Here is a 26335-nt window from a genome sequence, read left to right as displayed (position 1 = left end):
CGCGTACGAAAAGAGAGAAAGTCTTCAGCTCACCGAACTCGGCTTGGGGCGTGAGGAGTTCAGCAGGGCGGGGCCGACGAGGCACAGAGCGGCAAGGGTCAACAGGCTGCCCGCCGCGAACGCGGCGCGGGGGCCCCAGGCATCGGCCATCGCTCCGTAGAGAGCGGCCCCGACGGGCATGGTCCCCCAAGCGAACAAACGGTAGGCGCCGATGGAACGGCCCAGGAGTCGGGCCGGGACGAGCTCCTGGCGTAGCGAGACCGCGACCACGTTCCACACCATGATCGAGAAGCCGGTGGCGAAGTAGGCGACACCGACGACGAGCGGGATCGTGGTGGCGGCCGTCGCCGGACCGGACAGCGCCACGACGATGAGCGCCGCCATGAGAGAACGTGCCGTGCCGAGCCGTCGGGTGATCAGGTCTGCCAGCGCGCCTCCGAGAACACCCCCGAGCGCAGAGACCGCGATCAGAATGCCGTAGGCGGAGGCCGGCAGGTGCAGCACTCGTGTCACCAGCAGGACGAAGATGGCGACCTGTCCGAGGTACACCGCGTTGATGAGGCCCGCGACAAGGGTCAGAGCGCGGACCAACCGGTCGCTCCAGATGTAGGAGATGCCTTCGGTGATCTCCTTGAGTAGCCGGCGTGAGGAGGAAGCGGACGGCTGGGGGCCACGTGGGAGCCTGCTGAGGAAGGCGGCGGACAGCACGAAGGAACAGGCGTTGAGGAGGAAGGGGAGAGCCTGGCCGACTGTGAAGAGCCAACTTCCCAGGACGTGACCTGCCATGTCTCGGCTGACTGTCTGGGCAGTGAACAGTCGGCCATTGGCCTTGGGCAGTTGTTCGGCGTCGACCAGTTGCGGCAACACCGCGAAGGACGCGCAGTCGAAGAGCACCTCCCCGGCACCGAGCAGGAGAGCGATGGCGAGCAGAGCCTCGAGGCCGAGTCGGTCGTTGGTCAGCAGAAGCACGGCAGCGCCGAGCGCACACGCGCGCAGCAGGTCGGCTGTCACCATCAGACGGTTCCGGTTCCAGCGGTCGGCAAGCGCGCCGGCTGGAAGGCTGAGGACAAGCCAGGGCAGTGTCGCCGCCGCCGACACGAGACTCACCGCGAAGGCGTCCTTCAGCAACACCGCGGAGAGCAGGGGAAGTGCGGTGAACCGCATGCCGTCACCGAGGGTGGAAATCGTGGAGGCTGTCCACAAGGTCCTGTACGCGCCCCCCAGGGGGGCTTTCGTGGTCTGCGCCACGGCTCAGATGCCCTTCCGCGGTACCGGGGAGAACACGGCGTAGCGCAGCTCGCTGGTATGGCGAGCGCCGTCGACCCGCAGCCAGCCGAAGTCGGCGTCCGGCACCATCTCGGAGATCACAACCGTGCCCTCGGCCTTGCGAACGAGGCGGAAGAACTGGCGTACGAGCAAGGGGGCGTCCCAGTCCACGAAGATCGGCTTGGGTTCACCCGGCACCTTCGCGAACACTCGACGCGGCCAGCCGTACATCGCGCGCAGCTTCGCGGCGGTAAGGAACTCGGCCGTGTCGTCGTTCTTCACCGGGCTGCCGGTCGGGGACCAGCCGCGTAGCCCCGTCGCGTCGATTCGCCAGGTCTCCCTCTGTATCACTGTCCGCCCATGACGAATGCGGGGCACGTGCGGCAGGTGGGCCAGCCGTAGTCCGTTGCCGCCTCGCAACCGGGGGAAGGCGAACAGGGCAAGCGGGTCGTCCACCAGGCTGTAGCCGCCCGCGGGCGGGGCGAGAAGACGCAGTCGCCCAGGCCGCCCGTGCGACCTCAGTTCGAGTCGCCCGTCCCGCAGACACACGAAGAGGTCTGCGGGATGGATCACCTCGGACCTGGGCTTGGGGGAACGGCCGAAGACCTCCACGTCAGGCCCAGGAAAAGGCAGTTGTGACGCGGTTTTGTCCGAGTGTCCCCGGATGACGTCGGCGAGGTATTCGTCGTCTTCGAGCAGGCTGGCGTAGCGACGGTGAACCTCTTCAGTCACCGACGGGGCTCGTTCGGCTATCTGGATCGACAGACTGCTGTGGGTGAGCAGTTCCCTGCCTGCGTGACATTCGCCCACTACGGACAGGAAGCGACCGGCGGCCAGTGCCTCCGGGCTCTCGGCGGCGAAGAGCACATCGGGATTGCAGAAGGCCGCGGGTGTCCGGGGCAGGGCCCGTCGCAGTTCGGCGACGCGCTCCTCAGGCACCACCACCTCGCGTGCGCCGGCAGCGTCACCGATCAGCAGCCGTTCCACCTCCGCGTCGAGACTGGCGACATCGGCGTCGACCGCCGCACAGGCCTCGGCAAGCTGGTCACGATCCTCCGTGAAGGCCCGGTAGTAGTCGGTGAGGGATACGGATGTCTCGTCTCCGAAGCGCCCACGGAACCAGATGTTGACGGCCTCGCTCTCCCGCAGGAACCGCAGGCGCGGGGCTGCAAGCGCAAGTTCGTAGGTGAAGGCCAGTTCTGTGGTCAGGACTTCCGCCAGGTCCGCGCCGATGCGCAGACCGTCCAGCCGACCATGCGCCTCTTCCCAGAGGATGCTCCGGTCGGCGTAGTGGCTGCCGGACAGCCGGTTGGCGGAGGCTGCGGCCGACGTCTCGAACCGTTCCTTGAGGACGCGCAGCGCGTCCGGTCGGTCGGGGTGCCGTGCGTCGCGGAACGCGGCAAGGTCAGCCTCGATGGCGGCGATCGAGGCGACAGCGTCGTCCGCGCCCACCTCTGTGAGCCGATCACGCAGAAAGACGAGCGGTTTCGGGTCCCCGCTGGGCACCTCGATGCGCGCCGCGATCCAGCCACGTTCTTCCAGCCGCACGAGAACGGTGTCCAGGTCTTCCAAGGAGCCGGTTTCATGGGGCCAGCGCCGCTCGAGGTCAGGCAGGGGCGACTCCCCGTCGGCATGGCGCAGAAGCCATTCCTCGGCAGCGTCGACGTCGTACCGGCCCAGGAAGGCGAACCGCCAGTCTTCTCCGGGCGCCGCGTTCGCGCCACTGCTGTAGACCTCCACGGCACCGTTGCGGACGAAGACGAGCGGTCGACGCCGCGGACGGATGAGCGGACGACAGCGGGAGTCGGTGCTGTAGACCTGCGCGAGCCGCTCAGCGGCCCAGTGACTGATGTAGGTGCGGTTACTGACGGCAGGACCCTGCGACCAGCTGAAGGTACCCGGCTCATGGTCGACGCGGGCGACGTTGAGAGGGCCGAAATGCGAGTGGGTCTCGTTCTTCGTCGCCACACGCTGGAGGTACATGGCGAGCATGTCGGTCATCCGCCGAGTACGGCCGCCGCGCTCGCCGGTGTAGCGGAGCAACCAGTCCAGGAACTGGGGAGCGGCAGCATCGTTGGACAGCAGCAGCACGTCCTGAAGCCGTTGATCCGCGAACGCCTTCACCACCGCCGACCGTCCCCGGTCGAGGCGGTCGGACAGGGAGGCGCGAAACTCTTCCAGAAGACCACGCAGCTCCTCACCGGTCTTCTGGTACTCCGTCAGCGCCGAGGAGTCACCGCCCAGCGCCGCGACTGCTTCTCGCGCGTCGGCCTCGGGAACGGGACGAAGCATGCCCACCGCGTTACCGACAGCCTTGCGGTTGGTTGCGTTGGCCGTCTTGAGATCCTTGCGCAGGCGTCGGCCCGCAGCTCGCAGACGAGAGTGACAGTCGAGGACCGTCAGGGCCTCGGGGAACCAGTCGGGTTCCGCGAGGGGGTCCAACAGGCTGATGGGGAAGCCGGCTTGACGCAGCAGAGCGATCGGAACCAGCGACCATGACGTGGGAACACAGTTGTCCGCAGACATGTCGAGCGAGCCTCTCGGAGGGGTGGTGACGAGGTGAGAGATACCGATGTGGCGGCGGTCGGCCTTACAAGGCAGAGGGCACGCCGGCAGACCGGGAATAGACGGTGCACCGGAGCTCACTGGTGTGACGCTGCCCGGCTACCTCGAGCCACAGCTCGCCCGGACCGGGGAGCATCTCGCTGAACTCCAGTGTTCCGGTCGTCGACTTCGCCAGCCGGAACAACTGCCTCACAAGGAGAGGAGCACGCCAATCCACGTAGATCGGCTTGGGCTCACCGGGGATCTTCACGAAGCAACGATCCGGCAGCCCCAGCGAACGCCGAAGGCTCTCAGCTCCCAGGAACGCCGCCGCGTCGGCGGAGAGAGGGCGTTCCAGCGGAGACCAAGCCGCGAGTTGGGCCGCCGGGACCCGCCAGCTCTCGCGGCGCAGGACGACTCTCCCGCAACGGATGCGCGGCACGTGCCGCAGATCGTCGAGATTGAGGCCGATGCCTCCGAAGTGACGGGGGAAGGCGAAGGCGGCGAGTGGGTCGTGTCGGATGCCGGGGCCGCCCGCGAAAGGTGCCTTCAGTCGGAGCCGTCCCGTCAAACCCTCCGCCCGTAGTTCAAGGCGGTCCTCGGTGACGGCGATGTACAGCTGCCGAGGCTGGAGGACTTGACCGCGCGGCTTGCCCGACCGGCCGTACACCTCGACGTCGGGGCAGGGGTAAGCAAGTTGCGCACCGGTCTTGTCCAGGTGGGCACGAGCCAGGTCGACCAGAACCTCATCCGGATCCAGGAGCGCCTCGTAGCGGCTCTGGGCCTCCTCCGCGGCACCTCCGTACTCAGCCGCGAGCAGGGGGGCAAGGCTGGAATGGGTGAGGGGGTCACGTAGTGCGTGGCAGTCGCCGACGACGGCGGTGAATCTGCCATCGGCCAGGGCTTGGGCATCCTCGGCCGCGAGCATCACGTCGGGGCTGCACAAGGCGGGCGGGCCACCGGCGTGGCGGGCCAGCACCGACTCGAGGCGCTGTCGGCCGACCTCGATCTCGTGTGCCTCGAGGTCCGCTTCCGCCAGTAGGGCAGAACGGAGTTCGGCCTCGATGGCGGCCACCTGATGGTCCACTTCGGCACATGCAGTGTGGATGCGTTCTTCGGCAGAGAAGAACTCCTGGTAAAAGCGGTGAAGCGGGACGCGAGTTGATCCCCCGAAGGCTTCTAGAGCCCAGGTGTGCATGATTTCCGTTTCGCGCCTCATGCGGGCGCGAGGCTTGAGAAGCACCATCTCGTAAACCGGGGAGAGTTCGTCCTCGACAAACCGTTCGATGCTTGCCGAGACCGACAGATCATACTGCGGGCCCATTGCCTCTTCGTAGAAGATGGACCGGTCGGCATAGTGTGATCCGCCGGGACGCGCAGCGGATTCCCCGGTGAATTCCTCAAACCGTTCACGGATGCTCCGGGAAAGAGCATAGCGATCCGACGACGGGGCATCAGGAAAGGTGTGCAGGAATGTAGTGAGGTCGTCGATTATTTGATCGACGTCAGTCGCATGGACCTCGGATTCGGTCACGAAGTCACGCAGCACGGCGAGGGGGTCGATCGTCCCCACGGGTATTTCGGGCAGGGCGATCAGCCAGCCGTCGTTGCTGCATTTTTCGATAACAGCGTCGAGTTCGTGCGTCGGACGGCCCGACGACTCTCGCCATAGCTGGTGCAGTTCGCTGATGGTGCGTTGGCCGTCCGCGTGCCGCCATATCCACTCTGCGTCGGGTTCGAGCGGTGAACTTCCCACGACGATGAACACCCAGTCGTCGGGCATACCGGTCCGAGTTCGGAAGGCGTAACGGTCGACGCGGTCACCCTCACGGAATGCCAATGGCAGAAGGCGTGGGCGAATTCCGCCCCGGAACCGGGGGTCGCTCCCCAGCGTCGCCGCCAGCCGCTCGGCGGCCCAGTGACTGAGATAGGCAATCCGCCGAAGAGGGCCCTCATGCCAGGAGATCCCTGCCTCCGCAGCTCCCACACGGGCGACACTGACCGGACCGAAGTGTGAGGCCGTCTCGTTTTTCGTCGTCACGCGCTGCAGATACATGGTCAGCAGATCGGTCATACGGCGACCGGTACGATCACTGGGGTCGCGATCCTGCGTGAGCCATCCATCGAAGTGCGGATAGTTCGACTCGTTGGACAGCATGAGGACCTGACGCAGCTCGGTACGTTCCTGAAAGAGCTGCTTCACCTGTGCCCGAGAAGCTTCCAGGGCGCGGGCGTGTCGACGGTCGAACTGATCCAGCGCTTCTTCCAGCCCGGTCAGCGCCACGTGATAAGCGGTGACGAGATCTTGTCGTGCATCCGGGACGGCACGTCGATCCGCTGCCGCGAACTGCTTCAATCGACCCAGTCGCGTCAACGGGCGCTGGTTGGACGAGGCATCACTGCTTCGCAGTACGCGAGCCAGGATTTCCGCTGCACCCTTTGCTGCTTCATGTGCGTCACGGACAGCCGCCGCGTGATCCCCAGTGTCATGGATGAGAATGTCCAGCAAATCAACGGGAAACCCCGCTTGCCGGAGCATTGCTCCCCTCATGACGCTCCAGGAGTCCCCCATGTCCTTCCCCCGTTTCACCTTCTCTTCACCAAACACCGGTGAAGATGCGCTACACGCTCGAGACCCGCGGTGGTCTGCCGCCCGTTCATGATCACAAACGCGATCGCCATTAGACCACCTGTTCAACGGTCATGCAATGCGGTGTTTTCACGCAGGAGGCGCGCCTTGCGCGACGCATACCCCGTCTGGCGTGGCGGCTCCTCAGAGCTGTCGCAGAATCGGTTTGATTCGGCGACGCCGCTGGTCACGGCGTGGTGACGACGTACGGGCGAGCCACTGCGAAGCCATTGAGGAGCGTGTTGCGAATGAGCCGCCTTGTCTGCCCAGAACCCGCAGGGCGGACCGAACAATGAACCCCGCAGGATCCTGCGCTTTCAACATCCTGGGGGCGGAGCACAACGGAATAAAAGCGACTGTGGTCAACGTCAGCGCGCCCCAGGGAACGCTCGTAGCCGTCGATGATGACGCGTTCCACGTCCCGGCCGTCCGCGCCGCCCGGGGTGCCCCGGACATTGGTGACGCCTGCGTACGACATCGGCACGTACGCGGTGCCTGCGACGCTTGGCGGAAGACGATGCCGGTATGCCCTGACACCCATCTTGGCTGGTCCGGCTCCTCTCCAACTGCTTTGGATGGCTGGCTGGTCCACGCTCTGGGGCATAAACGCACTCGCCGGCAACACAGAGGTCATCCGACGCTGCCGTTCCAGGATGAGGATCGCTGCGACGATTGACGTCATACGATTCGGGCCGCATTGGGCTCTGCCGAAGAAGCTCCTCCAGGACGCCAGCAGGTCGTTCCGCCTGGGCCGGGGCCCTCGACGGCACCCGGCCGGCGGTCTGTTGGGGGACTGCGCCTTCTGCAGGCCGTCCGGGTCGGCGGTCCGGGCGCTCTGGGCGAGCCCGGCTAGCGTCATTGTCAACACCACACCGGAGACGTCCCTCATCATCAGACGCCGCACCGTGGCCGTCTGCCCCCTCATCAGCCCCAGCAACGCCGTGACGGCAGTGGCCATGGACCCGGTGGGCTGGGGCGCCCACGCCATCCGCGGGCACGACGCGGCGGCCAGGGCGCCGAGCAGGCCGGTACGACGGCCCTGCGACCGCGGCACCGGGCCGCGGCCGAGGCTCCTGCGCTCAGGAAGCGGGCCGCCGGCGCCACCCCGAGGACGAACCCGGACAGTGTCCCCGCGACGGCGGTGACCGGCACCTCGCGGACGCCGGCCCCGCCGACCGCCGGCGTGACCACGTTTCCTGTCGTGTCTCCGGCGAAGACCCCGTCAAGCGCGACGAAGCCGACCGCGTCCACGACGCCGGTGACAGTGGTCAGCAGCAACACGAGCGCGCCGAACCGGCGTTCGCGCGGATGTCCCTCCGGGGTCTCCGGTGGCGTCCCGGACCGCTCCCGTCCCGGTGCGCACCCAACGCATCGGCGGCGCCGTGCGGCAGGACCGCCTGGGCGGGTGACTCCGCATGGCCGCCGCGCCGCTCAGCCATGCCCGTCGCCGCGCCGCTCAGCCATGCCCGTCGCCGCGCCGCTCAGCCATGCCCGTCGCCGCGCCGCTCAGCCCTGTCACTCGCCGCGCCGCTCAGCCCTGTCACTCGCCGCGCCGCTCACCCGTGCCCGTCGATGCGCCGCAGGAACGCGCGGGTGCGCTGGTGGTCGGGGTCCGTCATGAGCTTCTCGGGGGTTCCCTCCTCCAGGATCACCCCCTGGTCGAACATGACGAGCCGGTCCGCGGCCGACCGCGCGAAGCCCATCTCGTGGGTCACGACGATCATGGTCAGGCCGTCCTCGACCAGTTCCTTCATCACGGTGACGACCTCGCCGACCATCTCCGGGTCGAGGGCGCTGGTGGGTTCGTCGAACAGCATCAGCTCCGGTTTCATGGCGAGGGCGCGCGCGATGGCGACGCGCTGCTGCTGGCCTCCGGAGAGGACGGACGGCCGCGAGGACGCCTTGTGCGCGAGGCCGACCCGGGCGAGCAGGGCCTGCGCCTGTTCCCTCGCCTCGGCCTTCGGCACGCCGAGGACCTTCACCGGGGCGACGGCCACGTTGTCCAGGGCGGAGAGGTGGGGGAAGAGGTTGAAGCGCTGGAAGACGAAGCCGATGTTGCGTCTGCGGGCGGCGATCGCCCTCGGCCGCTCCTCGACCAGCCGGTCCAGGCCGTCCTTGTAGCCGACCCGGCGGCCGTGGACGAGGATCTCCCCCTCGTCGATGCTCTCCAGGTGGTTGAGGCAGCGCAGGAACGTCGTCTTGCCCGAGCCGGACGGCCCGACGACGACCACCACCTCGCGGGCCTGGACGTCCATCGAGACACCGTTGAGCACGCGTACGCCACCGAAGGCCTTGACCATCCCGCGCGCCGACAGCACCGCCGTCGGATCCGCGGGGCCGGTCGGCCCCGGGTCCGCGGTGGTGGGGCGGTCGTGCGGACCGTGCGGGTCGTTCACCGTCGTTGTCCTCCCGATCGGTTCCACGTCAGGACGCCTCCCTGCCCGCGAGCGTGGGTTCCTTGCCGACGACCGCGGTGCCGCGGGGCGCGGGACCGCCGCCCCTGCCGCCGACGAGCCGCTCCCTGAGGGAGGGGCCGGGCGGCGGCACGGTCCCGGGATCGGCCAGTCTGCGTTCGATGAACCGCTGGACGAACGACCACACCGTCGTCAGGGCGAGGTAGTAGCAGGCGGCGACGAGGAAGATCTCGAACGTCTTGAAGGTCGCCGAGTTGATGGACTGGGCCGTCAGGAACATCTCCTGGAGTCCGATGACCGACAGCAGCGACGTCGACTTCATCATCAGGTTGAACTCGTTGCCCAGCGGCGGAACGATGATCCGCAGCGCCTGCGGCAGCAGCACCACGCGCATGGTCAGCGACGGAGTCATGCCGAGCGCCTGCGCCGCCTCCGTCTGCCCGCGGTCGATGGCGTCGAGCGCGGCGCGGATGATCTCGGCCATGTAGGCCGCCTCGTTCACGGCGAGCGTCAGGACCGCCGCCTGTACGACGCCGAGGAGGACGAGGCCCCCCACCTGGACGTCGGTGAAGCGGTAGACGCCCGCCGCCGCGAGGCCGTTGTAGACGAGGACCAGCTGGACGAGCAGGGGCGTGCCCCGGATGAGCCAGACATAGGCGCCGCCGCCCCAGCGCAGCGCGGCGAAGCGGCTGCGCTGGGCCAGCGCGATGACGAGGCCGAGGGCCACACCGAGCGCCTGGGCGACGACCGAGATGTACACGGTCCGCCACAGGCCCTCCAGGAAGGTGCCCGAAGGGGATATGAGGTAGTGCCAGAAGAACGACCAGTCGAAGCCGGCCACCTGCGCCGAGTCGGCGAGCAAGGACGTGTCAGCCACGTCATCCTCTCCCTGCGTATGTGCGGATGCGGACGGGCCGGTGCCTGCCGGCCCCGGTGGACGGCGGCCGGGCGGCCCCACCGGTCGAACGGGCCGGGCGCTATCCGGCGATGTCGTCGCCGGTCAGGTTCCACTTCTTGAGGATGGTGGTGTACTCGCCGTTCTTCCGGATCTCCGCGAACGCCTTCGTCAGCGCGTCGTGCAGGGCGGTGTCGTCCTTGCGGGTCGCGGCGCCCACCTTGATGCGGTTGAAGGGCTCCCCGACGAGCTGGAAGGTGTCCGGCTGCTGCTTCATCACGTACGCGGCGGTCTCGAGGGTCGTCCCGTAGGAGTCGACCAGACCGAGGCGCAGTTGCTGGAGGGCGTCGGTGTCCTTGTTGAACAGCCGGATGTCGACCTTCTGTTCGCCGTCCGCGACGCACTTCTTCGACTGGGCGGAGAGGTAGTCGGCGACGGTCGTGCCGGTCTGCGCCGCGGCCTTCTTGCCGCACAGGTCGCCCGCGCTCTTGATGCCCTTGTCGTCCTTCGCGGACACGACGAACGTGTTGGAGGCGTACATGTACGGGACGAAGTTCACGACCTTCTCCCGTTCGGGCTTGATGTAGAGCTGGGTGATGATCGCGTCGCACTGCTTGGCCTGCAGCGCGGGGATGATGCCGTTGAAGGCGGTGTTGGCCCAGTTCGCCTTGACGCCGAGTCGCGCGGCGAGCGCGTCGCCGAGTTCGATCTCGGCGCCCACCGGCTTCTGCGCGGCGTCGTAGTACGTCAGGGGCGGTGCGCTGATGTCCGAGCAGTAGGTGATCTGCCCGTCCTTCACAAGCGTCCCGGCCGGCAGGTCGACCACGGGCGAGGCCGCGGGCGAGGCCGCGTTCTCCGTGGAGCCACCGCATCCGGCGAGCACGGCCGCGGCCGCGAACGCGGCACAGGCGGCGGGGAGTGTCGTACGACAGGCACGACGCGATGATCTTGCCATTGCCGGCCCCCTTCAGGAGTTTCCGTGGTTGCCCCGACAGGTAGTCAGTGCCATAGTCGACGTCGTTGACTATGAGGGGAAGCTAGGGCGGGCGCTCCGAGGCTGTCAAGGAATCTCCCGTAACAGGGCGGTTAACGACGATTGCCCGAGGAGTGGGGCCAGCCACCGCATCCGGGTTCACGGCTCTGCCGCACCGGTGGACGGGCGCACCTCAGCGGATCCGCATCGGTGTTGGGGAAGGGAACCATGTCCGAATTCACTGCTCGCCGACTCTCCGCCACGGGCGACGAGTGGGCCGTGGCGACACCGCACTCGACGGCGAGCGACGTCGCGGCCGACGTCCTGCGCGGCGGCGGCAACGCGGTGGACGCCGCGCTCGCGGCCGCCGCCATGCTGACCGTCGTCTACCCCAACCAGTGCTCCGTCGGCGGCGATCTGCTCGCCCTGGTGGGCACCGCCGACGGCGAGGTCCGCTTCGTCAACGCCTCGGGCCGGGCGCCGCGGGCCATTGACGCCGGGGAGATCGCGGCACGGTACGAGAGCATGCCCGTCCTCGGCGCGCTCCCGGTGACGGTCCCCGGCGCGGTGGCCGGCTGGGCCGCGCTCGCCGACACCTGGGGGACCCGTCCGCTCGCGGCGGCCCTCGCGCCCGCCGAGACGGCCGCCCGTGAGGGCGTCCCCGTCGCCCCCGGACTCGCTCTGGACCTGCGCAGGGAGGAGCGGACCCTGGCCCGCGACCCCGGCATGCGCGGTGTGTTCTTCGCCGACGGCGACGTCCTCACGGCCGGTCGGACCCTGCGGCAGCCGGCCCTCGCCCGGACCCTCGCGTCGATCGCCGCGCAGGGCCCGTCCGCGCTGTACGGCGGAGACGTGGGCCTGAGCCTGGTGGGACTGCTCGCCGAGCTGGGCTCGGCCATGACGGTCGGGGACCTCGCCGACCACACGGTACGGCTGTCGGGAACGCACAGCGCGGTGTACGACGGCGTCGACCATCTCTCCGGCGGCGACAACTCGCAGGGCCTGTACTTCCTCCAGGGCCTGCGCGCGCTCGACGTGGTGCGCTCGGTCCGCGGAACGCTCGACCCGCTGGGCCGCGACGCGGGCGTCGTGGCCTCCGTGCTCGCCCAGGCCGCCGCCGACCGCGACCGCTTCGCTTGCGACCCGGAGTGGGGAGAGACCGCCCCCGCCGAGGAGTTGCTGTCGGAGCCCTACGTACGGCGCATCGCCGAGCGGGCCGTGGCGGGCACCCCGGTCGAACTGCTCGGTCAGCGCAAGGCGTCCGGCGACACGGTCGCCGTCGTCGTGACGGACCGGGACGGTACCTGGGTGTCCCTGATCCAGAGCGTGTTCCACTGCTTCGGCTCCGGGGTGCTCGATCCCGGCACCGGTGTCGTCCTGCACAACCGGGGGGCGTCGTTCTCGCTCGACCCAGCGTCGCCGAACCGTCTCGCCGGCGGCAAGCGTCCCCTGCACACGCTGATGCCCGTCCTGATCCGTGCGGGCGGCGCGCTCGTCGGGGCGCACGGGGTGATGGGAGGGCGCGCGCAGCCGCAGGTGCACACCCACCTGGCCCTGCACCTGGCCGCCGGCGCGTCCGCGGAGCGTGCCGTTTCGGCGCCGCGCTGGGTCCTCGGGGCCATGGAGGCCGGGGTGACGGAGGGCGCCGGTACCGTCAAGGCCGAGCGGGACGTGCCCGCGGCGGGCGTCCACGCGATCGAGGGCGGGGGTTTCGACGTCGAGCTGATCGACGCGCACGACGACGGTGTCGGGCACGGCCAGTTGGTCCGCCGGGCGGGCGGCGCCGACGGTCCGCGTCTGGTCGCGGCCACCGATCCTCGTGCGGACGGCTCGGCCGTCGCGGGCTGAGCCGCGCCAGGGGTGGACCACTATGGGAGACAGCCGAGATGAGGAAGGACATATGACCTCGAGTAACGCCGGGGGTACGGCCAAGGGCGCCCGCCGGAGCCGGTTGCCCCGCGGCACGCTGAGCCAGGAGATGATCGTCCAGGCCGCGTTCCGGGTAGCCGACTCGTCCGGGATGGACAAGCTGACGTTCTCGGCGCTCGGCCGCGAGCTGGCCGCTCATCCGACCGCGATCTACCGGCACTTCCGCAACAAGGACGAGCTGCTGCTCGCCCTCATCGACGCCCTGCACGAAGAGGCGCTGGCGCACATCCCGCCGCCGACGGACGACTGGGCCCACGATCTGATGCAGATCGCGGTCCACACCCACCAGGCGTTCCTGCGGCACCCTCGGGTGGGTGCCCTCGCGGCGGCGCGGACCGCCCGCCGGGAGAACGAGTTCAGGACCGTGGAACGCAAACTGGACTGCATGCGCCGTGCCGGCCTCGACGACGACGACGCGGCCCGCTACTACCGGGTCTTCGCCGATCTGGTCCTGTCCTACAGCGCGATGGACGCGAGTCTCGCGTCGCTGTCCCCCGAGCTCCGGGAGGCGGACCTCCGGGCGTGGAAGACGGACTATCTGACCCTGCCGCCCGACAAGTTCCCCAACATCGCCCGGCTGGCCCCGCAGTTCAAGTCGCTGGACGACCCGCAGAACTTCGTCACCGCGGTCCAGGCGGTCATCGACACGATCCGGGCGAGGGCGCAGGCTCGGTCGTAGCCACAGCCGGACTCTTCACCGCCGATCACGGCCGATGTGATCCACGCCTCGTCCCTCGGGCGGGTTTTCCGGGTTTCCGCTGTAACGATCAGCCCGCTCGGACCACTACCCGACGACAGAACACACCGCGAGGGACGGGAGGTGCGGCAGTGGCCGACTCCGACGCTGATCGATTCACCGCCATCTACGACGGCTGCCGACAACGTGTATGGGCCTATGTGGTCAGTCGCGCGGGACGGCAGGTCGCCGACGACGTGGTGAACGAGACGTTCACCGTGGCCTGGCGCAGGCTGGACGACATCCCCGAGCCGCCGCTGCCGTGGCTGCTCGTGGTCGCGCGCAACATCCTGCGGGACACCGTCCGGGCCGAGGCCAGGCGCGTGTCGTTCACCGCCGAGTGGATGTCCTGGCTGGAACCGGCCGAGGCGGACATCGCGGAGGAGGTGTCCGAACGCAGCGCCCTGCTCAAGGCGCTGGCGACGCTGCCGGAGGACGACCGGGAACTGCTGATCCTCTCGGCGTGGCAGGGCCTGACCCCGGCGCAGGCCGCCACGGTGGTCGGCTGCTCGGCGCTCACCCTGCGGGTCCGTCTGCACCGGGCGCGCAGACGTCTCGACCAGGCCGCGTCGGCGTCCCCACCCGTGGCCGAGGCCGCAGCCGCGCGGCGCGAGTCCACCCGAGCCCGGATCACCGTAGGAGAGGAAACCCGGTGAAGAACGACGTGCTGCACCGCCTGACCACCGCCCGGCCCGCCCACCTGGACCCCGGGCTCCCCACGCCGTCGCCGGTGCGGGACGAGGAGCTCGCGACGGTGATGAGCCGTCCCCGCGCGCCGTTCGACGTTCGCGCCACCGTCCGGTCGCGCCCGTGGGGGCGCCCCCTCCTCTCGGGTCTCGCCCTCGCCACCGCGACGGCGGTGGTGGCGCTGGTGGTCACGGACACCGCGCCCAAGAACCCGGCACCCCCGTCCTCCACGGCGCCGGAGTCCGGCGCCCGGATCCTTCTCGCCGCCGCCTCCCACGTCGAGCGCCAGCCGGTCGGCTCGGGCAGGTACTGGTACGTGGAGGAACACATGGGTTCCTTCCACAAGGTCCCCGGTGAGGACTACACGGTCGACGTCCGCTCCGTGCAGCGGTATTGGACGTCCACGGACGAGAACACGTACTGGTCGCAGTACCTGGACTCGGGCGCCCGCCCGGCCACGAAGACCGACGAGGCGGCGTGGAGGGCGGACGGCTCCCCCAGGTCGTGGAAGCTGTCCGACGCGCCCGACGAGACCGTCACCTACGCCGGCAAGGGCGAGATCGAGCACGACGCCCCCGGCGGAAAGGCCGACTCCGGGCCGTACGGCGAGGTCCCCCTCCGGCTGCTCCCCACGCTCCCCACGGACGCGAAGGCCCTCCGCGAGCGGCTGTTCGCCCTGGTGGACAAGGATTACAACGGCCCGCAGAGGGTGCTGGACCGGATCGTGGTCAACTCCGCCATCGAGCTGGCCACGTCGCTCCCGTCCAGTCCGGCACTCCGGGCCGCCGCCTACCGCCTCCTCGCCGCCGAGCCCGGGGTGCGTTCCCTGGGCGACGCCAAGGACCGCACCGGCCGCACCGGCCACGCCGTGGCGCTCCCCAGCCCCTACGCGTCCGCCCCGGAACTCCGCCTCATCTTCGACAGGTCCACGGGGATGCCCCTGGGCACCGAGACGGTGGCCACCCGGAGCGGTGACGGCGCACGCGAGGGCGAAACCCTGAGCTACACGACGATCACGTCGATGAAGTGGACCGACGAGGCACCGCCCTTCGACACCGACACCCCGGACCCGGGCCCGGAGACCCCGTCCGACCGCTGAGCCCCCGTCCGACCGCTGAGACCCGGATCGACAGGTTCGGGACAGCTTCACTTGACGCGATCGTGATGCCGGACAGACCAAGATGTGCCCCTGTCTGAACGTTCAACCACACCGTCGCCGTATCCATGGGCGAAAGTGCAAAGCGATCTCGGAGGGATTCGTCCGCATGAGCAGCGAAACGATCAAACCCGCTTCTGAACCGGCCCGTCGCACGATGATGGCGGCGGCCGGTGCGGCGGGGCTCGCCGTCGCGCTGACCGCGTGCGGGTCGGGCGACGACTCGTCCGGCTCGTCGGGCACCGGCGGCGACGCGAGCGGTTCCGCGAGCGGCGGCAGCACGAGCGGTGGCGGCACGGGTGGCGGCGACTCGGGGTCGGGTGGCACCGAGCTGGCCAAGACCAGCGACATCCCGGAGGGCGGCGGCAAGATCTTCGAGGACAAGAACGTGGTGGTCACGCAGCCGAAGGCGGGCGAGTTCAAGGCGTTCTCCTCCACCTGCACCCACCGTGGCTGTGCCGTGAAGACGGTCGCCGACGGGGTGATCAACTGTCCTTGCCACCAGAGCAACTTCTCGATCACCGACGGCAGCGTGAAGAGCGGCCCGGCGACGGAGGCCCTGCCTGCCAAGGAGATCAAGGTCAGCGGGACGTCGATCACGCTGGCCTGACGCCCCTCGGACGCTCAGCTCCGCCGCCCGGCCCGCTCGATACCGGCCAGGACCTCGGCCGTGGTCGCGACCGTGGCGACCAACGCGAGGGTGTGGCGGATCATCGCGGGGGTGTAGTCGGCAGGCACCCCCGCGATGGCGTCCCCGGGCACGACGACGCGGTAACCGAGGTTCACCGCGTCGAAGACGGCGTTGGGGACGGCCACGTTGGCCGAGACACCGGCGACGATCAGGGTGCGGCAGCCGAGGTTGCGCAGCAGCGCGTCGACGTCGGTGCCGGCCAGCGGGGACAGCCCGTGCAGCCGCCGGACGACCAGGTCCTCCCGGGCGACCTCGATGGGCGGCGCGACACGTACGGCCGCGGTCCCCGTGAGCTGCCGTACGGGGAGCCGCGACGCGGCCCGGAAGAGACGGGCGTTGTGATTGGCGCCCCGCCCGTCGGGCCGCCGCTCGGCGACCGCGTGCAGGACCTGGACCCCGCCCGTGTGAGCGGCGGCGACCAGCCGTGCCACATTCGCGAGCGCCCCCGAGGAGCGGGCCGCCTCGGCGAGTTCGGGGAGGGCGCTGTCCGGCCCCACGACACCCTGCTGGCACTCCACGGTGAGCAGCGCGGTGGTGGCGGGATCGAGGAGCTCGCCCAGCTCCCGCTGCCTCTTCGACTCGTTCGCGTACGACGGCACGGTGTCCCCCAGGGTTTCGAGCGAGGTCGAGAGCGGGGCGTCGGCGACCAGCGGCGACGGGTGCCGGTGACCGGGCGGGCGAGCGTAACGCCTCTTGCGCATGGACGGAAGACGACCCATGCTCATCTGACGCCACGTCAGAGAAGAGGATTCCATGGCCGCCACTCAGCGCCGGGGCCGGAAGATCATGATGGAGCCCGGCGAGCTGGACGAGTTCCTGGGCGCGCAGCGGACCTGCCGAGTAGCGACGGTCTCGGCCGACGGCGCACCGCACGTCAGCCCGCTCTGGTTCGTCTGGGACGGCACCTCGCTCTGGCTGTACTCGATCACCCGCAGCAAACGCTGGTCGGAGCTGCGCCGCGATCCGCGCGTCGCCGTCGTGGTCGACGCGGGCGAGGACTACGGCGAGCTGCGGGGTGTCGAGCTGTCCGGCACCGTCGAGGTGGTCGGCGAGGTTCCCCGTACGGGCGAGCCGCTCGCCGAACTGGCCGAGGTGGAGGGCCTGTTCGCCCGCAAGAACTTCGGCATCGACGACATGCCGCACGACGGCAGACACGCCTGGCTGCGCCTGACCCCGGACGCGATCACGTCCTGGGACTTCCGCAAGCTCGGTTCACCCTGACCGGGGCGCGCCCGACGAGACACCGGCCCCGGCAACGGCGACCGAGCTCGCACATCCACGCGGAAGTGTGAAGTGCGACAAGCGGAAGATCGCTCAACGCGCCACCCGCGGTCGCCCGCCTGCCGTGAGCCAGGCCCAACGCCCCGCACGCCACTCCAGCCGCCCTGAGTGCAGCCCCTACGCGCCGCACGCCGCCCCAGCCGCCCTGAGGGCCCCGACAGCCGCCCTGATGGACGGCCTGCGGTCCGCGTCGGCACGCCACACCGCGTAGACGGCGCGGTGGACCCGATGCCGTACGGGCACGGTCCGCACCCCGGCCGGCATCGGGTCCCGTCCCAGCCGGGGCGCGATGCACACTCCCAACCCGGCCTCCACCAGGGCGAGTTGGGTGTGGTGCTCACCTGCCCGGTGGGCGATGTGGGGCTCGATGCCGTTCGCGCGCAGGGTGTAGAGCAGCCATTCGTGACAGAACTCGCCTTCGGGCCACACCACCCACGGCTCGTCCGCCAGTTCCTCCAGGTCGATCTCGTCCCGCCCGGCGAGCGCGTGGTCCTCGGGCAGGGCGACCTCCACGGGGTCGTCGAGGATCGAGGCGCGCGCGAGCCCTTCGGGCACGGGCAGCGGTTTGTTGTACCAGTCGAGGACGACGGCCAGGTCGACGTCGCCCCGCACCACCGCGTTGATCGCGAGTTCCGGCTCCAGCTCCCGCGACCGTACCCGCAGCGCCGGATGGTCGGCCCTGAGCGTGCGGAAGACGGCGGGGAACAGCCCCCGCACGGCCGTCGGGAACGCGGCGAGCCTCAGCTCCCCGACGACCTGCCCCCGCTGGGCTTCCAGGTCGGCCTGGGCCAGCTCGACCTGGGAGAGGATCCGGGCAGCGTGGTCGGCGAGAAGCCGTCCCGCGTCGGTGAGCCGCACTCCGCGTCCGTTCTTGGCGAGGAGTCGCTGTCCCACCTCCCGCTCCAGCTTCGCCATCTGCTGGGAGACGGCCGACGTGGTCACGTGCAGGCCCTCCGCCGCGCCGCTGACCGAGCCGTGCCGGGCGAGGGCGTCGAGGGTACGCAGGCGCTCCAGATTCAACATGTAAGCGATGCTACGAGAATCGACTCACCAAATCTCGCTTGTTCTACGAGATCTTTGCGGAGCATCGTGTCAGGCATGACCACGACGATGCCCACCCGAGCCCCCTCCCCCGTCTCCGCACCGCGCCGCGCCACCGTCGACTGGCGCCTGCGTTTCGGCTTTCTCTCCCTGATCTGGGGCTTCAGCTTCCTGCTGATCAAGGTGGGCACGCAGGCCTACGCACCGTTCCAGGTGACCTTCGGACGACTGGTCTTCGGCACGCTGGTCCTGGCGGCGGCGATGGCGGTGAAGCGTGAGCGGCTGCCGCGCGGTGCGCGCACATGGGGGCATCTGGCGGTGGCGGCTCTCCTCCTCAACGCCCTGCCGTTCTCGCTCTTCGCCTACGCCGAGCTGACGATCCCCTCCACGCTCGCCGGCATCTGCAACGCGACCTCCCCCCTGTGGGGCATGGCGCTGTCGCTGGTGGCGCTCTCCGAGGACCGGCCGACGCGGGTGCGGGTCGCCGGTCTCGGGCTCGGCTTCCTCGGTGTGCTCACCGTCCTCGGCGCCTGGCAGGGCTTCGCCGGTCTCGACCCGAGGGGCACCGCGATGGCCCTGCTGGCTTCCCTCAGCTACCCGATCGGCTGGATCTACGTCCGCCGTACCCTGGCCGGCACCGACCACTCCCCGCTCTCCCTCACCGGCGCCCAGCTCCTCCTGGCCACCGCGCAACTCGCCGTCGTCACACCGCTGTTCACCACCCTGCCGAGCCGTTTCCCGGTCCAGCCCCTGCTGGCCGTGATCGCCCTGGGCGCCCTCGGCACGGGACTCGCCATGCTCGTCCAGTACGGCCTCGTCTCCGAGGTCGGCCCGACCACCGCCCAGATGGTCACCTACTTCATTCCGGTCATCGCCACGGCGGCGGGCGTGGCGCTCCTCGGCGAATCCCTGACCTGGTCGACCCCGGTGGGCGCTGCGATCGTCCTGGCGGGCGCGGCCCTGACCCAGGCGAGGCCACGCACCTGAGACGGCCACGAGCCGACGGGACCCGGCAGCCCCGCGGCACGCACGCGGCGCCCCTGGCATTGACGCGCCACCTCATCCGCCGAGCGCCCCTCCTCACACGTACCCGCCCGCCACCCCCGGGCCGCCCACCGCGGACGCCACGGCGTCCGCCACCTCCTCGATCTCCTCCTCCGTGAGCGTCGAGACGGTGATCCTGATCCCTTGCGGGGCGCTCATCCGGAAGCGGGCGCCGGGGGCCACGGCCCAGCCGGCGTGCAGCAGGCGGGCGACCGCGCCGGTCTCGTCCGGGACGCGGATCCACACGTTCATCCCGCTGGCGCCGCGCGCCTGGACCCCGCGCCGGGCGAGCGCACGGATCAGCGCGTCGCGGCGTCGCCCGTACGCCGCCGCCACGGCCGGGGCGTCCACCGCCCCGTCGGCCCACAGCCGCACGACGGCCCGCTGCACCAACCGGCTCACCCAGCCGGGCCCGAGCCGCTGCCGCCCTCGCACCCGGTCGAGGGTGGCGGCGTCCCCGGTGAGGACGGCGAGCCGCAGATCGGGGCCGTACGCCTTGGCGACCGACCGCACGAAGGCCCAGCTGCGGGTGACACCGGCCAGGGGATGGAGGGGCCGGTCGACGATCCGGTAACCGTGGTCGTCCTCGATGAGAAGGGTCTCCGGGTGCTGCCCGAGCACGGCGCGCAGGGCACGCCCGCGCTCGGCGCCGACCACCGCGCCGGTCGGGTTCTGCGCCCGGTCGGTGACGATGAGGGCGCGCGCCCCGGCCTCAAGGGCCCGGCGTACGTCCTCGGGGAGCGGGCCCTCGTCGTCGACGCCGACCGGCACGGTCCGCAGCCCCAGCGCCGGGACGAGATCGAGGACGCTCCCCCACCCGGGGTCCTCGACGGCCACGGCGTCCCCGGGCTTGAGATGCACGGCGAGCACCCGCTCGATGGCGTCCAGCGAACCGAAGGTGACGGCGACGGGCCCGTCCGGGACCCCGTCCGCGTCCAGATCGGCCCGTGCGATCCGGGCCAGCTCGGGCTCGACGGGCCCTGCCCCGTACAGCACGGGCTCGCGGTCGCCCTGCTCCGCCGCCGCCGCGAACGCGGCCGCGAGAGGCGGCAGCAGCGCGGGGTCCGGATTGCCGTCGGCGAGGTCCCGCACCCCTTCCGGCACCTCGACCCGGATGTACTCGCGCCCGGTGGTGGCGGGCCTGGGCCGCACCCGGCTCCCCCGCCGCCCGGCGGTCTCGATGACCCCACGTTCGCGCAGTGTGCGATACGCGGCTGCGACCGTGTTCGGGTTCACCCCCAGCCGTGTCGCCAACTCCCGCATCGGAGGGAGCAGTTGACCCGGCACCAACTCCCCGGCCCCCACCGCGCGCTCCACGCTGGCCGCGATCTCGGCTGCACCCCGACCAGCGATTGTGTATTCTCCTAGCACAAAGCCAATTATGCACTAGTGCAATGGAGAGCGCAATGACGGGGACCCCGCAGTCGACGACACCGACACCGGCCGCCTACGCCGCCACCGACCGCACGGTCCCCACCCGGTCCTCGGACCGGGCCTCGTACGACAAGGAGACGGTGCACGCGATACTCGACGAGGGGTACGTCTGCCACCTGGGCTTCGTCCGGGACGGCGCGCCGGTGGTGCTGCCCACGCTGTACGGCCGGGTCGGCGAGACGCTGTACGTGCACGGTTCGACGGGGTCGCGTCCGCTGCGGATGACGGGCAAGGCCGACCCGGGCCTCCCGGTGTGCCTGACGGTCACCCACGTGGACGCCCTGGTCCTGGCCCGCTCCGGCTTCCACCACTCGATCAACTACCGCTCCGTGGTCGTGCACGGCCTCGCCCACCAGGTCACCGACCCGGAGGAGCGGCGGATCGCCCTGGACGCCCTCGTGGACCACGCCGTCCCCGGCCGCTCGCGGGACTCCCGCCCCGCCAACGCCAAGGAGTCCGCCGCGACCGCCGTGATCAAGCTCGACCTGAACGAGGTCTCCGCCAAGGCCCGAACCGGCGGCGTCCACGACGAACCCGAGGACCTCACGCTCCCCCACTGGGCCGGTGTCGTCCCCCTGCGCAAGGGCTACGAAACCCCGATCCCGTCGCACGACCTGGCGCCCGGCATCGAACTGCCCGAGTACCTCAAGAGCCTGTGATGCTGATCCACCCCTGGGACGCCCCGCGCGACGACAGCGAATGGAGGCGCTGGCTCGCCGCCCACGACTTCGGCCAGCTCGCCGTCAACGGCCTGCCCGGCGACCCGCCCCACGTCCAGCCGATGCACTTCTCCTACGACCCCGACGAGGGCGAACACGGTGTCGCCCTCGCCCATCTGGCCCGCCCGAACCCGCTGTGGCCGGCCCTGGAGGCCGCGCCCGACGTCCTGCTGAGCGTCGTGGACGACTACGTCTACATCCCCGGCCCCTGGCAGGCCCCACCGGACGCCCCGCCGGAACACGGCACTCCGACCAGCTTCTACGCGGCGGTCCAACTCCGCTGCACGGCCCACGTCATCGACGACCCGATGGAGAAGGCCGCCCTCCTCAACCGCCAACTGGCCCACTTCCAGCCGGAGGGCGGCTCCGCCACCGCGACCGCCGACGGGGCACCCTACGGCCGCCTGCTCCCCGGCATCCGGGGCCTGCGTCTCGAAGTGACCTCCGTACGCGCCAAGTTCAAGTACGCCGCCCACCGCCCCGAGGAGGTCCAGGACCGCATCGTGGCCGGCCTCACGGCGAGAGGCGGCCCGGGCGACGCGGCGGCCCACACCCACCAGCTGAACCGCAGAGGCATCCGGCCCCCGGCGAGTTGACCACGCCCGAACGACGAGCCAAGCCCCCCACAGCGCGCCAGGGCCGAAAGGCGAACCGGGGCCGCGAGCGCCACCACCGCCCCTCGGCCCGCCCCACCCCGCCCCACCCACCGTCAACGGCGTCCGGCGGCCGCTTCGCCCCGCTCCGCACTCTCCCTGCCGGACGCCACGACCTCAGCCGCTCCGGACGCTCCCTTCCCCGGCACGGACCGCTGCGCCACGAACGCCCCCACCAGGACGACCGCCCCGCCGACGACCTGCGGTGCCGACAGATGCTCGCCGAGCAGCACCCAGGCGAGCACGGTCGCGACGACCGCCTCCAGACACGCGACGACGCCCGCCACCTGTGGGGACAACCGCCGTACGCTCACCACTCCGGTGACGTAGGCGAGAACCGTGGCGATCAGCACGACCCACCCGAGCAGCAGCCAGGCCGGCACCGGCCGTCCGTCCATGTGGGCGCTCCCGCCGAGCACCGCCCAGTCCATGCCCCAGGGCCGGGCCACCACGGTGAGCACCGCCGTGCCGACGAGCAACCCGTAGGCGATGACACCGAGGGGATCGGGCGCCTCGTTCCCCGCGTCGCTCCCCTGGTCGGACAGGACGAAGTACCCGACCTGACAGCAGGCGGCGCCGAGCGCGAGCAGCAGGCCCAGCAGGTCGAAGCTCAGCCCCGCCCACACCTCGACGACGCAGGCGAGCCCCCCGACCGCGAGGACGACCCCCGCGGCGGCGGTCCGGGTCACCGGCCGCCGCTGCACGAACCGCACCCAGCCGAGCACCATCGCCGGAGCGAGGTACTCGACGAGGAGGGCGACCCCGACGGGGATCCGGGATATGGACGCGAAGTAGAAGGCCTGCACACCGGCCACGGCGAGCAGCCCGAACCCGGCGAGCAGCGCGGGCCGCCGCCGCACCAGGTCCCGGTGCCGCACGGCCAGCGGCAGCATGACCAGCGCGGCGCCCGCGACCCGCAGCCACACCACGTGCAGTGGGTCGAGGCCCGCCTCTATGAGTGGCTTGGCCGCGGGGCCGGACCCGCCGAAGGCGAACGCGGACACGAGCGCGAGTCCCAGTCCGACGCGCCCGCCCTGCCCCTTGCTGCTCCGAGACGTATGCACCGGCACATGATGACAGGCGACAACAGGAGCGTCACCCCTCGTTGCTCCTGTCTCACCGCTCGGACACCCGACGACCCCTCAGCCCTCGACTCCGCCCCCGGACCCCGCACCCCGCAGACCCGTGCCCCCGACATCGACACCGGCGTGCCCGAGCACCTCCACCGCCCGCGAGGCCGGCGCCGAGACGATCGCGGCGAGCAGATCGATCCCATGGGCCCGGTCGGCACCGCGCCGCGCGGCCCGCTCGTACGCCTGCGTCATCGCCCGGGCCGCCACCGGCGACCAGCCCGGCACACCGGGTGCGACGGGGCCTGCCCCCGAGTCCTCGACGCCGATCTGCCACCGCAGCCCGTACCCGATGCTCCGCTGCACGAGATAGCCGAGCAGCCGGGCGATCTGCGGCGGGTCGAAGGCGGCCCGTACCTGTGGGTCGGACTCCAGGAGGGAGTGCAGCAGATGAGCCGTGTCGATCTGCCGGTCGCCGTCCCGCAGCGCCCGTCTGCGCGCGCCACCGACCACCGAGGCCAGCTCGTCCGTGAGCCTGCTCTCGAGCTCCGCGTGATTCAGACCGTCACCGACGGCCGCCTGCCGAGGAATACGGGATCGCACGCCTTCCACCCCATCAGCCACAGAGGCGGACGGCATCCACGAAACGAACCATCTTCGAGTCCCACACAGGTTGCGTAAGGGCTACTCCCGCCTCCTCCCTACGGATGAGGCGCGACCCTGACCACACACGCTTTCTGACGGTTCATCAGTATTGAATGTTCCGGCTCGCGCGGCTACGTTCCGCGACACCACCGTCCGAGACGAAGGGGTTGTCGCATGGCCGATGTCAGCGCGGAGGCACGCATCGGGGCACCCGCCGAGCAGATCTGGGCCCGACTCGTGGACTGGTCCTCGCACGGCGAGTGGAACACGACCCACACCGGTTTCCCCAAGGGCGGCCCACGGTCGCTCGCGGTGGGCGGCACCTTCCAGGAGAACCTGAAGCTCATGGGCTTCCCGGCGGAGGTCGTGTGGACCATCGCCGAGTTGGAGCCGGCCAGGCTGCTGGCCATCCGCGGCAAGGGCCCGATGGCCGTCGACCTGGCCACCCGCTACACCCTCACCCCCGACGGCGACACCACCACGGTCCGCATCGACGGCAGTTTCACCGGCGCGGCCGTCTCCCTCATGGCGGGCAAGCTCAAGGACTCCGCGACAGCCGCCCTCAGCGAGTCCCTGCGCAAGCTGGACGCCCTGGTGAAGTGAGAGCACCGCCCGATCCCGCCGTACGCCCCCGCCGCGCGACTCCCGCCCCGCTCCCCGCCCCCACGACCGGCACACACGGAAGGTGCCCCGCGGAAACCGCTCCGCGGGGCACCCCGAGCCGCGCCAAGGCAGACCTTGGGCCCTTGCCTCAGTCCTCGTCGGCGAGGATCAGATACAGCTTCTTGCGGGCCTCGTTGATCACGGCCAGCGCCTTGTCGCGCTGGTCCTTGTCACCGGTCTTCCAGACCTGCCCGAACGCCTCCATCAGACCGAACCCGGCCTGCCGGATCTCGCTCAGCGCCTCCCAGTCGACCCCGCGCGAGGCCTCTTCCCAGGGGGCTTCGGGCCCGTCCTCGGCCGCGGTACGGCCGGCCTCGGTGAGCGAGAACAGCTTCTTGCCGCCCTCGGTCGCGCTGGCGATCAGCCCCTCGTCCTCCAGCAGCTGAAGGGTGGGGTACACCGAGCCGGGGCTGGGCTTCCACGCCCCGCCGCTGCGCTCGGCGATCTCCTGGATCATCTCGTAGCCGTGCATCGGCCGGTCCTTGAGGAGGGCCAGGATCGACGCGCGTACGTCTCCCCGCCGTGCCCTTCCCCGGGGACCGCCTCGACCTCGTCCACCCCAGGGTCCCGGACCGAATGGTCCGAAGGGGCCGGGGCCGCCATGGCCCGGCCCGAAGGGCCCGAACGCGGCGCGCGGCGCCTCACCCTCGCCCCGGCCGAACGGATGGCCGCCACCACGGCGCCCATGCCCCCGCTCGAATCCGAAGCCCTGTCCATAGTCCTGTCCACGGGAACGCATCACGATCACTCCATTCCATCGTTGATCTGTCGCGATGCTTCAACGATATATCGGAATCCGTCGTACGACAACCCCCTTGGCCGTGCGGACGCGTCGCACACCGGTCGAGACAGCGGGGCGGCCGAAAAGTCTCGGCGATCCCGCCCTGGCGCAGGAATACTGGCCGCCCCCACCTCAGCCCCCCGAGAGAGACGGCCGTGCACGACGACCAACTGGACGTGACCACCGACATCGTTGCCACCTTGATCCGGGATCAGTTCCCTCGATGGAGCGACAAGGCGATCCGCCCCGCGCCGTCGACCGGGACGGTCAACGCGATCTTCCGCATCGGGAACGACCTCTCCGCGCGCCTCCCCCTGCGCCCGTCCGATGTGCCCCAGGCGTCGGCGGTCCTGGAACGGGAGGCACGGGCGAGCGCCGAGCTGGCGCAGGTGTCCCGGTTCCCCGCCCCGGAACCCGTCGCCCTGGGAAGACCGGGAGCGGGCTACCCCATGCCGTGGTCGATCCAGACCTGGATACCGGGAACGGTCGCCTTCGATGCCGATCCGAGCGGGTCGGAAGCGTTCGCCGAGGACCTCGGGGCCTTCATCGCGGCCCTCCGGAAGGCGGAGACGCGGGGGCGGCGCTTCAGCGGCGAGGGCCGTGGCGGTGTTCTCACCGACCACGACGACTGGATGGCGAAGTGTTTCGTGGAGAGCGAGGGGCTGCTGGACGTGCCCCCGCTGCGCCGGGCGTGGAATGGCTTCCGGGAGCTGCCCCGCACGGGTGCCGACGTGATGAGCCACGGCGACCTGATCCCCGGCAATGTCCTGGTCGCGGGAGACCGCCTCGCGGGCGTACTCGACACGGGTGGCTTCGGCCCCGCCGACCCGGCACTGGATCTGGTGAGCGCCTGGCACCTGCTGCGGCGGGGTCCGCAGGACGCGCTCCGGCGGACACTGGGCTGCGACGACCTGGAGTGGGAGCGCGGCAAGGCGTGGGCGTTCCAACAGTCGATGGGCCTGGTCTGGTACTACGTCGACAGCAATCCGGCGATGAGCCGATTGGGGCGCCGGACCCTCGCCCGCATCGTGGAGTCGCTGGAGCGAGGGCGCCCCGCTCGCCGGATCCAGTGATCGGTCCAGTG

General features: G+C 70.5%; 24 protein-coding genes. 11 read left to right on the top strand and 13 right to left on the bottom strand.

Features of this window, described 5'->3' with window-relative positions; all coding sequences use genetic code 11:
• Nucleotides 1-24: 24 nt before the first annotated feature.
• From SMA5143A_RS27400 to SMA5143A_RS27365, 7 genes are all read right to left on the bottom strand, one after another.
• Nucleotides 25-1248 (bottom strand): MFS transporter, encoded by a 1224-nt coding sequence (locus tag SMA5143A_RS27400; protein ID WP_107465494.1) that lies wholly within the window; start codon nucleotides 1246-1248, stop codon nucleotides 25-27.
• Between the two features lie 3 nt (nucleotides 1249-1251).
• Complete coding sequence (locus SMA5143A_RS27395) at nucleotides 1252-3792, bottom strand: lantibiotic dehydratase (RefSeq protein ID WP_107465493.1); 2541 nt, start codon at nucleotides 3790-3792, stop codon at nucleotides 1252-1254.
• 64 nt (nucleotides 3793-3856) lie between these two features.
• Nucleotides 3857-6349, bottom strand: a complete 2493-nt coding sequence (locus SMA5143A_RS27390) for a lantibiotic dehydratase (RefSeq protein WP_181362037.1) — start codon at nucleotides 6347-6349, stop codon at nucleotides 3857-3859.
• Between the two features lie 1014 nt (nucleotides 6350-7363).
• Nucleotides 7364-7720, bottom strand: a complete 357-nt coding sequence (locus tag SMA5143A_RS27380; protein WP_107465491.1) for a DUF1275 family protein — start codon at nucleotides 7718-7720, stop codon at nucleotides 7364-7366.
• A gap of 275 nt (nucleotides 7721-7995) precedes the next feature.
• Entirely contained in the window at nucleotides 7996-8739 is a 744-nt protein-coding gene (locus tag SMA5143A_RS27375) for an amino acid ABC transporter ATP-binding protein (protein WP_107465631.1), read from the bottom strand.
• 124 nt (nucleotides 8740-8863) lie between these two features.
• Entirely contained in the window at nucleotides 8864-9730 is an 867-nt protein-coding gene (locus tag SMA5143A_RS27370; protein ID WP_107465490.1) for an amino acid ABC transporter permease, read from the bottom strand.
• A 100-nt stretch (nucleotides 9731-9830) separates the two neighbouring features.
• Nucleotides 9831-10703, bottom strand: coding sequence for an ABC transporter substrate-binding protein (locus tag SMA5143A_RS27365; RefSeq protein WP_107465489.1), 873 nt, complete (start codon nucleotides 10701-10703; stop codon nucleotides 9831-9833).
• A 246-nt stretch (nucleotides 10704-10949) separates the two neighbouring features.
• On the opposite strand from SMA5143A_RS27365, the gene SMA5143A_RS27360 reads away from it, so the two are divergent.
• The 5 genes from SMA5143A_RS27360 to SMA5143A_RS27340 all read left to right on the top strand — a co-directional run bounded on the left by SMA5143A_RS27360 (nucleotide 10950) and on the right by SMA5143A_RS27340 (nucleotide 15839).
• Nucleotides 10950-12569: a gamma-glutamyltransferase family protein gene (locus SMA5143A_RS27360; protein ID WP_107465488.1), complete on the top strand. Its 1620-nt coding sequence runs from the start codon at nucleotides 10950-10952 to the stop codon at nucleotides 12567-12569.
• Between the two features lie 52 nt (nucleotides 12570-12621).
• Entirely contained in the window at nucleotides 12622-13329 is a 708-nt protein-coding gene (locus tag SMA5143A_RS27355) for a TetR/AcrR family transcriptional regulator C-terminal domain-containing protein (RefSeq protein WP_258193777.1), read from the top strand.
• Between the two features lie 149 nt (nucleotides 13330-13478).
• Nucleotides 13479-14042 (top strand): RNA polymerase sigma factor, encoded by a 564-nt coding sequence (locus SMA5143A_RS27350; RefSeq protein WP_107465486.1) that lies wholly within the window; start codon nucleotides 13479-13481, stop codon nucleotides 14040-14042.
• On the top strand, nucleotides 14039-15172 hold the full coding sequence (locus tag SMA5143A_RS27345; RefSeq protein WP_107465485.1) for a CU044_5270 family protein: 1134 nt from the start codon (nucleotides 14039-14041) through the stop codon (nucleotides 15170-15172). The genes SMA5143A_RS27350 and SMA5143A_RS27345 overlap by 4 nt, the downstream gene beginning before the upstream one ends.
• 166 nt (nucleotides 15173-15338) lie before the next feature.
• Nucleotides 15339-15839: a Rieske (2Fe-2S) protein gene (locus SMA5143A_RS27340; protein WP_107465484.1), complete on the top strand. Its 501-nt coding sequence runs from the start codon at nucleotides 15339-15341 to the stop codon at nucleotides 15837-15839.
• Nucleotides 15840-15853: 14 nt separating this feature from the next.
• Here the strand turns inward: SMA5143A_RS27340 and SMA5143A_RS27335 are convergent, their stop codons facing one another.
• Nucleotides 15854-16519: a cysteine hydrolase gene (locus tag SMA5143A_RS27335; RefSeq protein ID WP_107465630.1), complete on the bottom strand. Its 666-nt coding sequence runs from the start codon at nucleotides 16517-16519 to the stop codon at nucleotides 15854-15856.
• Nucleotides 16520-16673: 154 nt separating this feature from the next.
• Between SMA5143A_RS27335 and SMA5143A_RS27330 the strand changes: the two genes are divergently transcribed.
• Entirely contained in the window at nucleotides 16674-17141 is a 468-nt protein-coding gene (locus tag SMA5143A_RS27330) for a pyridoxamine 5'-phosphate oxidase family protein (protein WP_107465483.1), read from the top strand.
• A 177-nt stretch (nucleotides 17142-17318) separates the two neighbouring features.
• Here the strand turns inward: SMA5143A_RS27330 and SMA5143A_RS27325 are convergent, their stop codons facing one another.
• Nucleotides 17319-18224, bottom strand: coding sequence for a LysR family transcriptional regulator (locus SMA5143A_RS27325; RefSeq protein ID WP_107465482.1), 906 nt, complete (start codon nucleotides 18222-18224; stop codon nucleotides 17319-17321).
• 75 nt (nucleotides 18225-18299) lie between these two features.
• Here SMA5143A_RS27325 and SMA5143A_RS27320 point away from each other — a divergent pair, with 75 nt between their 5' ends.
• Nucleotides 18300-19229 (top strand): DMT family transporter, encoded by a 930-nt coding sequence (locus SMA5143A_RS27320; protein ID WP_107465481.1) that lies wholly within the window; start codon nucleotides 18300-18302, stop codon nucleotides 19227-19229.
• 93 nt (nucleotides 19230-19322) lie between these two features.
• Here the strand turns inward: SMA5143A_RS27320 and SMA5143A_RS27315 are convergent, their stop codons facing one another.
• Nucleotides 19323-20657 carry an aminotransferase class I/II-fold pyridoxal phosphate-dependent enzyme gene (locus SMA5143A_RS27315; protein WP_107465480.1) on the bottom strand — a complete coding sequence of 445 codons (1335 nt, stop codon included), beginning with the start codon at nucleotides 20655-20657 and terminating at the stop codon, nucleotides 19323-19325.
• Nucleotides 20658-20692: 35 nt separating this feature from the next.
• Between SMA5143A_RS27315 and SMA5143A_RS27310 the strand changes: the two genes are divergently transcribed.
• Nucleotides 20693-21379 (top strand): pyridoxamine 5'-phosphate oxidase family protein, encoded by a 687-nt coding sequence (locus SMA5143A_RS27310; RefSeq protein ID WP_107465479.1) that lies wholly within the window; start codon nucleotides 20693-20695, stop codon nucleotides 21377-21379.
• Nucleotides 21379-22035, top strand: a complete 657-nt coding sequence (locus SMA5143A_RS27305) for an FMN-binding negative transcriptional regulator (RefSeq protein ID WP_107465478.1) — start codon at nucleotides 21379-21381, stop codon at nucleotides 22033-22035. The genes SMA5143A_RS27310 and SMA5143A_RS27305 overlap by 1 nt, the downstream gene beginning before the upstream one ends.
• A gap of 113 nt (nucleotides 22036-22148) precedes the next feature.
• On the opposite strand, the gene SMA5143A_RS27300 is transcribed toward SMA5143A_RS27305, so the two are convergent.
• The gene (locus SMA5143A_RS27300; RefSeq protein ID WP_107465477.1) at nucleotides 22149-23162 is read right to left on the bottom strand and encodes an EamA family transporter; all 1014 of its coding nucleotides are present in this window, start codon (nucleotides 23160-23162) and stop codon (nucleotides 22149-22151) included.
• Between the two features lie 72 nt (nucleotides 23163-23234).
• Complete coding sequence (locus tag SMA5143A_RS27295) at nucleotides 23235-23765, bottom strand: Clp protease N-terminal domain-containing protein (RefSeq protein ID WP_258193776.1); 531 nt, start codon at nucleotides 23763-23765, stop codon at nucleotides 23235-23237.
• A gap of 216 nt (nucleotides 23766-23981) precedes the next feature.
• Here SMA5143A_RS27295 and SMA5143A_RS27290 point away from each other — a divergent pair, with 216 nt between their 5' ends.
• Nucleotides 23982-24410: a type II toxin-antitoxin system Rv0910 family toxin gene (locus SMA5143A_RS27290; RefSeq protein WP_107465475.1), complete on the top strand. Its 429-nt coding sequence runs from the start codon at nucleotides 23982-23984 to the stop codon at nucleotides 24408-24410.
• Nucleotides 24411-24558: 148 nt separating this feature from the next.
• Here the strand turns inward: SMA5143A_RS27290 and SMA5143A_RS27285 are convergent, their stop codons facing one another.
• Nucleotides 24559-25209, bottom strand: coding sequence for a PadR family transcriptional regulator (locus tag SMA5143A_RS27285; protein WP_099965366.1), 651 nt, complete (start codon nucleotides 25207-25209; stop codon nucleotides 24559-24561).
• 197 nt (nucleotides 25210-25406) lie between these two features.
• Here SMA5143A_RS27285 and SMA5143A_RS27280 point away from each other — a divergent pair, with 197 nt between their 5' ends.
• Nucleotides 25407-26324 (top strand): aminoglycoside phosphotransferase family protein, encoded by a 918-nt coding sequence (locus tag SMA5143A_RS27280; protein ID WP_107465474.1) that lies wholly within the window; start codon nucleotides 25407-25409, stop codon nucleotides 26322-26324.
• The last annotated feature ends 11 nt before the right edge of the window (nucleotides 26325-26335 follow it).

This window comes from Streptomyces sp. MA5143a, from assembly GCF_900290235.1.
GTDB lineage: Bacteria > Actinomycetota > Actinomycetes > Streptomycetales > Streptomycetaceae > Streptomyces.
This window is presented reverse-complemented; position numbering and strand designations above follow the sequence as displayed.

Coding starts and splice junctions, on each gene's coding strand:
- SMA5143A_RS27285 (WP_099965366.1), bottom strand. CDS start 25,209: ATGCGTTCCCGTGGACAGGACTATGGACAGGGCTTCGGATTCGAGCGG.
- SMA5143A_RS27340 (WP_107465484.1), top strand. CDS start 15,339: ATGAGCAGCGAAACGATCAAACCCGCTTCTGAACCGGCCCGTCGCACG.
- SMA5143A_RS27325 (WP_107465482.1), bottom strand. CDS start 18,224: ATGTTGAATCTGGAGCGCCTGCGTACCCTCGACGCCCTCGCCCGGCAC.
- SMA5143A_RS27310 (WP_107465479.1), top strand. CDS start 20,693: ATGACGGGGACCCCGCAGTCGACGACACCGACACCGGCCGCCTACGCC.
- SMA5143A_RS27320 (WP_107465481.1), top strand. CDS start 18,300: ATGACCACGACGATGCCCACCCGAGCCCCCTCCCCCGTCTCCGCACCG.
- SMA5143A_RS27330 (WP_107465483.1), top strand. CDS start 16,674: ATGGCCGCCACTCAGCGCCGGGGCCGGAAGATCATGATGGAGCCCGGC.
- SMA5143A_RS27355 (WP_258193777.1), top strand. CDS start 12,622: ATGACCTCGAGTAACGCCGGGGGTACGGCCAAGGGCGCCCGCCGGAGC.
- SMA5143A_RS27360 (WP_107465488.1), top strand. CDS start 10,950: ATGTCCGAATTCACTGCTCGCCGACTCTCCGCCACGGGCGACGAGTGG.
- SMA5143A_RS27375 (WP_107465631.1), bottom strand. CDS start 8,739: ATGGTCAAGGCCTTCGGTGGCGTACGCGTGCTCAACGGTGTCTCGATG.
- SMA5143A_RS27390 (WP_181362037.1), bottom strand. CDS start 6,349: ATGCTCCGGCAAGCGGGGTTTCCCGTTGATTTGCTGGACATTCTCATC.
- SMA5143A_RS27305 (WP_107465478.1), top strand. CDS start 21,379: ATGCTGATCCACCCCTGGGACGCCCCGCGCGACGACAGCGAATGGAGG.
- SMA5143A_RS27395 (WP_107465493.1), bottom strand. CDS start 3,792: ATGTCTGCGGACAACTGTGTTCCCACGTCATGGTCGCTGGTTCCGATC.
- SMA5143A_RS27290 (WP_107465475.1), top strand. CDS start 23,982: ATGGCCGATGTCAGCGCGGAGGCACGCATCGGGGCACCCGCCGAGCAG.
- SMA5143A_RS27365 (WP_107465489.1), bottom strand. CDS start 10,703: ATGGCAAGATCATCGCGTCGTGCCTGTCGTACGACACTCCCCGCCGCC.